The organism is Mesorhizobium sp. WSM4976, from assembly GCF_029625685.1.
Classification (GTDB): domain Bacteria; phylum Pseudomonadota; class Alphaproteobacteria; order Rhizobiales; family Rhizobiaceae; genus Mesorhizobium.
The window spans coordinates 45,001-47,500 of the sequence record NZ_JARTVT010000003.1 but is presented as its reverse complement, the minus strand read 5'-3'; the positions used below and the strand labels follow the sequence as shown (position 1 = coordinate 47,500).

Here is a 2,500-nt window from a genome sequence, read left to right as displayed (position 1 = left end):
GGGCCGTTATCGTAGAGAGAAGATGAGAGTTGAACATGCGCTTTGCAGACCTGGCAGCGACCTACTCTCCCGCGTCTTGAGACGAAGTACCATCAGCGCTGGAGCGTTTCACGGCCGAGTTCGGAATGGGATCGGGTGCAGCCGCTCCGCCATAACCACCAGGTCGGCAAAACGCATGTTCAATCGAGAAGCTGTTCAAGCGCGATCCGAGGGATCGTCGCGTCTGTGCCAAGGCGACATTTGCGTTTTGCCGACGGGCGATGCCCGCAAGCGCGACTGCGCGTCGCCGGTCGTCCGGCGCCCTCGCTTAAGCTTTGGCCCCGAAGGGGCCGCTCATGCGTGAGCGCTGATGGATATGAGTAATGAGAACGATCAAGCCTATCGAACTATTAGTACCGGTAAGCTTCAAGCGTTGCCGCTCTTCCACACCCGGCCTATCAACGTGGTCGTCTTCCACGGTTCTCAGGGAATACTCGTTTCAAGGTGGGTTTCCCGCTTAGATGCCTTCAGCGGTTATCCCGTCCGGATATAGCTACCCTGCAATGCGGCTGGCGCCACAACAGGTCCACCAGAGATCCGTCCATCCCGGTCCTCTCGTACTAGGGACAGATCCTTTCAATATTCCTACACCCACGGCAGATAGGGACCGAACTGTCTCACGACGTTCTGAACCCAACTCACGTACCGCTTTAAATGGCGAACAGCCATACCCTTGGGACCTGCTCCAGCCCCAGGATGCGATGAGTCGACATCGAGGTGCCAAACAACCCCGTCGATATGGACTCTTGGGGGTCATCAGCCTGTTATCCCCGGCGTACCTTTTATCCGTTGAGCGATGGCCCTTCCACGCGGGACCACCGGATCACTATGACCGACTTTCGTCTCTGCTCGACTTGTCAGTCTCGCAGTCAGGCAGGCTTATGCCATTGCACTCAGCGAACGATTTCCGACCGTTCTGAGCCCACCATCGCGCGCCTCCGTTACTCTTTAGGAGGCGACCGCCCCAGTCAAACTACCCACCATACATTGTCCCGGACCCGGATAACGGGCCGCGGTTAGACATCCATAGTAATAAGGGTGGTATTTCAAGGGTGGCTCCACCTGAGCTGGCGCCCAGGCTTCAAAGCCTACCACCTATCCTACACATGCCACTACGAATGCCAATGTAAAGCTATAGTAAAGGTGCACGGGGTCTTTCCGTCTAACCGCAGGAACCCCGCATCTTCACGGGGAATTCAATTTCACTGAGTCTATGCTGGAGACAGCGGGGAAGTCGTTACGCCATTCGTGCAGGTCGGAACTTACCCGACAAGGAATTTCGCTACCTTAGGACCGTTATAGTTACGGCCGCCGTTTACTGGGGCTTCGATTCAGAGCTTGCACCCCTCCTCTTAACCTTCCAGCACCGGGCAGGCGTCAGACCCTATACGTCGCCTTGCGGCTTCGCAGAGCCCTGTGTTTTTGATAAACAGTCGCTACCCCCTGGTCTGTGCCACCCTCCCTAGCTTGCGCTAAAAAGGGTCACGCTTCTTCCGAAGTTACGCGTGCAATTTGCCGAGTTCCTTCAGCATAGTTCTCTCAAGCGCCTTGGTATACTCTACCTGACCACCAGTGTCGGTTTCGGGTACGGTCTATAAGGAGGAGCTATTTCCTGGAACCACTCCGCTGCCCGTTCAATCCGATAAGATTGGACAACTTGTGTGATCCGTCACTACCTCCAGGCCCACGAATATTAACGTGGTTCCCATCGACTACGCGTTTCCGCCTCGTCTTAGGGGCCGGCTAACCCTGCTCAGATTAACTTTAAGCAGGAACCCTTGGTCTTTCGGCGGGGGAGTCTCTCACTCCCCTTACGTTACTCATGTCAGCATTCGCACTTCTGATACCTCCACCGCCCCTCACGGGTACGGCTTCATCAGCTTACAGAACGCTCCGCTACCGCTCGTGATTGCTCACGAACCCTAAGCTTCGGTGTATGGCTTTAGCCCCGTTACATTTTCGGCGCAAAGACCCTTATTTAGACCAGTGAGCTGTTACGCTTTCTTTAAATGATGGCTGCTTCTAAGCCAACATCCTGGTTGTTTTGGGATCCTCACATCCTTTCCCACTTAGCCATAACTTGGGGACCTTAGCTGTAGGTCAGGGTTGTTTCCCTTTTCACGACGGACGTTAGCACCCGCCGTGTGTCTGCCGACTAGTACTCCCAGGTATTCGGAGTTTGGTTAGGTTTGGTAATCCGGTGAGGACCCCTAGCCCATCCAGTGCTCTACCCCCTGGGGTATTCGGTCGACGCTCTACCTAAATAGATTTCGCGGAGAACCAGCTATTTCCGAGTTTGATTGGCCTTTCACCCCTAGCCACAAGTCATCCCGAACTATTGCAACAGTTATGGGTTCGGTCCTCCAGTAAGTGTTACCTTACCTTCAACCTGCTCATGGCTAGATCACTCGGTTTCGGGTCTAATGCGACGAACTGAACGCCCTGTTCAGACTCGCTTTCG

At 54.8% G+C, this 2,500-nt stretch carries 2 rRNA genes (1 of these 2 cut by a window edge); both read right to left on the bottom strand.

Features of this window, described 5'->3' with window-relative positions:
• Positions 1-48: 48 nt before the first annotated feature.
• A 5S ribosomal RNA gene (rrf, locus tag P9272_RS04285) occupies positions 49-163 on the bottom strand.
• Positions 164-368: 205 nt separating this feature from the next.
• Positions 369-2,500, bottom strand: a 23S ribosomal RNA gene (locus P9272_RS04280) (it continues 693 nt past the right edge of the window).